A 5,824-nucleotide genomic window follows, 5' to 3' on the forward strand; every position below is an offset into this window, starting at 1 on the left:
CCCTGAACCCGAGCCCCTACCCCCGGCACCGGTGAGCGCACACCGGCAGGTCCTGACCGTTTTCGACCGGATCGCCGAGGCCGGCCGCCCGGATCTGTGGATCACCCTCCGCCCCGCGGAAGAGGTGCTCGTCGACGCCAAGGCGGTCGACGAGCGCGTCCGCGCCGGTGACGAACTCCCCCTGGCGGGCCTGCTCGTCGCCGTCAAGGACAACATCGACGTCGCCGGGCTGCCGACCACCGCGGGCTGTCCCGCCTACGCCTACACCCCGGACGTCAGTGCGGTCGCGATCCAGCGGCTGACCGCGGCGGGCGCGGTGGTGCTCGGCAAGACGAGCCTGGAGGAGTTCGACGGCCCGTGGGGGCTCGGCCGCCCGTGCGGTCCTGGCGCGGCGGAGGAAGTGGTGGGCCTGGGCCTGGCCGGCGTGGCCGTCGGCACCGGCACGGCCGGTTCCGCCCCGGCCAGCGGGGTCTTCGGGCTCAAGCCGACGCCGGGCCTGGTGCCCACGACCGGTGCCGTCCCGACGATGCGCCCCTACGACTGTCTCACGGTGTTTTCCCCGAACCTGGCCGAGGGGCTGCGGGCACTGGCCGCGATGACCGGGCCCGACGCCGGGGACCCGCTGAGCCGGGCGTGGCCGGAGTCGGTCCGGCTCGCCGCGGGGGAGCGGGCGAGGATCGCCGTGCCGGGCGCGGAGGGACTGGCACCCCTGTCCGGCCCGGCGCGTGCGGGCTTCGACCGGATCGTGGCGGACCTCCTGGCGTGGGGCGCCGAAGTCACCCCGGTGGACATCATGCCGTTCCTGGTGGCGGCGAAGCTGCTCCAGGACGGGCCGCTGGCCGCCGAGCGGCACGCGGCGATCGGGGAGTTCGTGGCGCGGGAACGCACCGTCGGCCCCGCGGTGGCGAAGGCAGTCCTCGCCGCGAAGGAGATCCCGGCGTACCGCCTGGCGGCCGAGCAGGCGCGGCTGGCGGAGTACCGGCGTGAGGCGGCCCGTGTGCTGGACGGATTCGACGCCCTGCTGCTGCCGGCCGTGCCGGGGCAGGCGGCCCTGGCCGGGAGCTTCGTGAACCTGCTCGACCTGGCCGCGGTGGCGGTACCGGCCGGGCACGCGGGCGGACAACCGTTCGGGGTCAGCGTGATCACGCGGGCCTTCGACGATCAGATCGCGCTCGACGTGGCCGCCTTCCTCGGCGGGGAACAGATCAGAACGCCTTACCCGCCAACGGGAATCGACCTGGTGGTGTTCGGGGCGCACCTGCGCGGCCAGCCGCTGAACGGGCAGCTGACCGCGTTGGGGGCCCGGTTCCGCGGCGACGTGCTCACCGCGCCCCGGTACCGGATGGTCGCCCTGCCCGCCGTCCCGCCGAAACCCGGCATTCTGCCCGCCGCCGACGGGGCCGCGATCGAAGGGGAGCGTTGGACCCTCTCGCCCGCGGCGCTCGGGCGTTTCCTGGCCGGGCTGCCCGGGCCGATGACGCTGGGCGAGATCGAACTCGAGGACGGCAGCACGGCCATCGGGTTCCAGTGCGCGGCCGGTCTCGCCGGGCAGGCCCGCGACATCACCGCCTTCGGCGGCTGGCGGGCCTACCTGCGCCACCTCACCGCGACCCGCCACTACACCCTCGCCTCCTGACCTCCCGAGCCCAGGCTGGGGCGAGCCGTGAAGGGCCCCTTCACAGGCGATTCGACTGTGAAGGGGCCCTTCACGGCCCAACGCGCGTCCGCGCGACGGGGAGAGAGAGGTGGTCAGGCGGCGACGGTGCGGTTGATCCGCCGGACCAGGCCCGGTCCCTTGAGGACCAGTCCGGTGTAGAGCTGGACCAGGCTGGCCCCGGCGTCCAGCAGCCGCTGCGCGTCCTGTCCACTCAGGACACCGCCGACACCGATGACCGGCAGCTTCCCACCGGTCTCGCCGTGCACGAACCGCACCACGTCGCGGGCGCGTGCGGTCAGGGGGCGCCCGGACAGCCCCCCGGTTTCGGCCGCCAGCGTCCGCTCGCGAGCGTCGACCCCTTCCCGGGACAGCGTGGTGTTCGTGGCGATGATGCCGGAAACGCCGTGCGTTTCGCAGACTTCGAGCAGTTCGGCCAGCGCCGGGTCGGTGAGGTCGGGTGCCACCTTGACCAGCAGCGGGGTGGGCCGGCGTTCCCCGGCGAGTTCACGGGAGGTGTCCTGCAGCGTGGCGAGCAGTTCGGCCAGTGCGGACTTGTCCTGCAGGGTGCGCAGGCCCGGCGTGTTGGGGGAGCTGACGTTCACCGCGAAGTAGTCCGCGTACGGGTAGAGGGTCCGCAGCGAGGCCTGGTAGTCGGCCACGGCCTCCTCGAGCGGGACCACTTTGGACTTGCCGATGCTCACCCCGAGCGGCACGCCCGGCTTCCCGCGGGACGCCAGCCTCCGCGCCAGCGCCTCGGCACCCGCGTTGTTGAAGCCCATCCGGTTGATCACGGCCTCGCTGCGGGGCAGCGTGAACAGCCGGGGCTTCGGATTGCCCGGCTGCGCGAGCCGCGTGACCGTGCCCACCTCGACGAATCCGAAGCCCAGCGCGGGCCAGGCGGCCAGCGCGCGGCCGTCCTTGTCCATCCCGGCCGCCAGGCCGACCCGGTTCGGGAAACTCAGCCCGAACACCGTCACCGGGTCGTCCACGGCGAAGTAGCGGCGCAGCGGGGCGGCGGCAGCACCCGCCCGGCTCAGCACACGCATCGTGCGCTCGTGCACCACTTCGGGGTCGTTGGAGCCCAGCCGATACAGCACGGGGCGGATCAGCTTCTCGTACAGCACCCGTTCATCTTCGCTCAGGCCGCGAACGCGGGCGCAGTGGACCGCGCCAGCGTGTCGGCCCGGTCACCGCCGGCGCCATTCGGTGGCCAGGATGGCGTAGACGAGTTCGTCCCGCCATTCGCCCCGGATCCGCTCGTTTTCCCGCAGATGGGCTTCGCGGCGCAGGCCCAGCGCCTCCATCAGCGAGGCGGAGGCGACGTTGCGGGCGTCGCACCGGCCGAACATCCGGTGCAGCGCGAGGTCTTCGAAACCGAGCCGCATCAGTTCGATGAGGGCCTCGGCCGCGTAGCCGCTGCCCTGGTGCCGGGGGTGCAGTGCGATGGCGACCTCGCCGTTGCCCGCCTCCCCGTCGAGCCAGTGCAGGGTCAGATCGCCGATGAGCTCACCGGTTTCGACGAGTTCGATGGCGATGGCGAGGGTCTGTCCCGGCCGGGTGAGCGCGGTGCCCTGCACCTTCGCGGCGAGCAGCGCCGCGCTTTCGGCGCGCGTGCGGGGTTCGCGGTCGAGGAACCGGGTCACGTCGGGGTGGGTGTACACGGCATGGAAGGCCGCGAGATCGTCCGGAGTGAACGGACGCAGGATCAGCCGAGCCGTCTTGATCGGATATGTGGGCTGAAGCACATCGTGGAGAGTAGACCTTCGGGCGCTGCTCCGGGTGGAGTAATCCGAAGGAAACACCGAAGTGTTAGGGACCCCCGGTGCGGCTCCGCCCGCGTCGTCAGCCGCGGGCGGCCCGAGCCGGACCACTCTCGGGGCACCGGGGGTTGGTGACTGCCTGGTATTCGCTCTCAGGCCAGTACTGTCCAGACGCGACTCCGCGCGACGGGGTCGCGGAAGGAGGCGCGAACTTCGCGGTGGGCTCACGTTCCGGGGAGCGCCGCCGCGAAGCGGGTGCAGCTCGGTCCGCTAGCGGACAGCCACCTCACGAGTCCTGTAGCTCTTCAACTTCGGACCACCTCCTTTCCCGTGTAACCGCAACGCTAGGCAAGAATCCGGGGCCCGGCAACATCTTTTCGCGCCCGGCGGAACGCCCGTGGCCCACCTCACGCGGGGGCCGGGCCCCGCTGGCAGCGCGGGCAGTACCAGGTGGGCCGCCGCCGCACGTCGTCACCCTGGGTGCCCACCCGGACCGGCCCGCCGCAGCGGAAGCAGCCGGTGCGGCTCCGCTCGTAGACCCAGTTGCGACGGCCCCGCGCGAGCTCGCCGGTGGTGCTCTGCTCGTGCCGCCAGGCGTTGGCGAGCAACAGCTTCCTGGCCAGCAGCACCACCTGTGCCGGGTCCACCGCCGATACCGGTGTCCACGGGGTGACCCCGAGCAGGAAACAGATCTCGATCTTGTACAGGTTCCCGACCCCGGCCATGATCCGCTGGTCCAGCAGGGCCGGCCCGAGCTCCCGGTCCGGCTCGGCGGCCAGCGCGGCGGCGGCCCGCCGCGCGTGTTCGTCCGTCCACTGTGGATCGAGAAGGTCGGGGCCGAGGTGCCCGGTGAACCGGGACTCCTCCGCGGTGGGCACCAGCGCGAGGTCGTGCAGCCGGAATCCGACGGCCTGGACCTCGCCCGCGTCGAGGATCACCCGGGCCTGGTGCGCCGGATGCCGCCAGCGCGCCCCGGCGCGGTAGATCTCCCATGCCCCGTCCATCTTCAGATGGCTGTGCAGGCTCAGCTCGCCGGAAAACCGGGTGAACAGGTGCTTGCCGACGGTGACCACGGTGAGCACGGTGTGCCCGGCGAGGTCGGCCGTGGCCAGCGCGGGATGCCGGAAGTCCGTGCGGGACAGCGTCCGGCCCGCCAGTGCCCCGGCGAGCCGCCTGCCCGCCAGGAAGACCGTGTCACCCTCGGGCATCAGGAGCGGATCACGGTGATCGGCCCGGTGGTCTCCACATCCGGCACCGCGCCGGTGGCGTCCTCCGGGCCGGAGTCCATGCGGTGCCGCCCGGCCCGGTTGGAGCGCAGGATCTTGGCCAGCACCATGTTGAAGGTCAGCGCGATCTCCTGCGCACCCGGGGAATGCCATTCGTGGATCGGGCTGCACGCGCCCTGCGCCTGCTGGACGGCGAGCCGGTCCGGGATCGCGGTCGGCATGACCAGCGTGCCGAAGGACTCGCGCAGCTCGGCGATCCGGAACTGGTGCTCGTGGGAACGCGGCCGCAGCCGGTTCACCAGCACGCCCACGGCCCGCAGTTCGGGGTTGTGCTCGGTCCGGATCCGCTCGATGGCCTCCAGCGCGCGCTGGGCCCCCGCCACGGCGTACATCGTCGGCTCGGTGACCAGCAGCGCGGCGTCCGCGGCGACCAGCGCCGACATCGTCAGCCTGCCCAGCGAGGGCGGGCAGTCCAGGATCATCAGCTCGTAGGGCCGCCCCCGGGGCGGGGCCTCGTCCAGCTCGTCCAGCGCCCGGGACAGGCTCTCCAGGCGCCGTTCGTCGGGCCCGGGTTCGTTGAGCAGTTCCAGATCCTCGGAGCCGACCAGCACCTCGACGTCCTCGCTCCACACGCTGGGGGCGATGGCGCGGGCCAGCACCGAACGGTGCGGGTTTTCCAGCACGTCGGCGAGCGTGGCTTCGGTGTAGGGCGGGTCCAGCGAGGCCGTGGCGTTGCCCTGCGGGTCGAGGTCGGCCACCAGGGTCCGGGTTCCCCTGCGCATGGCCGCCGAGGCGATACCGAGCGCGACCGTGGTTTTGCCGACGCCTCCCTTGAGGCTGAGTACGGCGACCGTGTGCACGCTCCGAGGGTAGCCGGAGGGTCCAGTCCCCCCCGTGCGCGCTGCCTTTCTCGGGTGCGGTACCGCGGGCGCGTGACGGGGCGTGACGGATCTGCCGGGTGCCGTCACGCGCCCGGGCCTGGGGCTTACTACGCTGTCCCACCATGCGAACGGAGATCGGGGCGGCACGGGGCTCGAGTGCGGTCTGGCGGGTCCTGGAGGACGAGCTCGCCCGGATCCGGGCGCGGGGGACGGCCGAGCCGCACGTGGTGGACGTGGGCGGCGGGACCGGCGTCTGGGCGGTACCGCTGGCGGCCGCGGGCTGCGTGGTGACCGTGGTCG

General features: G+C 72.8%; 5 protein-coding genes and 1 pseudogene. 2 read left to right on the top strand and 4 right to left on the bottom strand.

Annotated features, from left to right (window positions below; translation table 11 throughout):
- A partial coding sequence (locus tag FNH05_RS30215) for an allophanate hydrolase-related protein (protein WP_246128020.1) occupies positions 1-1,636 on the top strand: 1,636 nt, incomplete at its 5' end.
- Between the two features lie 113 nt (positions 1,637-1,749).
- Here the strand turns inward: FNH05_RS30215 and FNH05_RS30220 are convergent.
- From FNH05_RS30220 to FNH05_RS30235, 4 genes are all read right to left on the bottom strand, one after another.
- Positions 1,750-2,781 (bottom strand): quinone-dependent dihydroorotate dehydrogenase, encoded by a 1,032-nt coding sequence (locus FNH05_RS30220; RefSeq protein ID WP_144592259.1) that lies wholly within the window; start codon positions 2,779-2,781, stop codon positions 1,750-1,752.
- A 63-nt stretch (positions 2,782-2,844) separates the two neighbouring features.
- Positions 2,845-3,402 carry a GNAT family N-acetyltransferase gene (locus FNH05_RS30225; RefSeq protein ID WP_144592260.1) on the bottom strand — a complete coding sequence of 186 codons (558 nt, stop codon included), beginning with the start codon at positions 3,400-3,402 and terminating at the stop codon, positions 2,845-2,847.
- A gap of 422 nt (positions 3,403-3,824) precedes the next feature.
- A complete protein-coding gene (locus FNH05_RS30230; protein WP_144592261.1) occupies positions 3,825-4,625 on the bottom strand; it encodes a DNA-formamidopyrimidine glycosylase family protein in 801 nt (266 codons plus the stop codon).
- A complete protein-coding gene (locus FNH05_RS30235; protein WP_144592262.1) occupies positions 4,625-5,503 on the bottom strand; it encodes a ParA family protein in 879 nt (292 codons plus the stop codon). Before FNH05_RS30235 ends, FNH05_RS30230 begins: the two co-directional genes overlap by 1 nt.
- 143 nt (positions 5,504-5,646) lie before the next feature.
- Here FNH05_RS30235 and FNH05_RS39530 point away from each other — a divergent pair.
- A pseudogene (locus FNH05_RS39530) lies at positions 5,647-5,824 on the top strand (SAM-dependent methyltransferase); the annotation flags it as partial.

Origin of the sequence: Amycolatopsis rhizosphaerae, assembly GCF_007713715.1 — a bacterium.
Taxonomy (GTDB): domain Bacteria; phylum Actinomycetota; class Actinomycetes; order Mycobacteriales; family Pseudonocardiaceae; genus Amycolatopsis_E; species Amycolatopsis_E rhizosphaerae.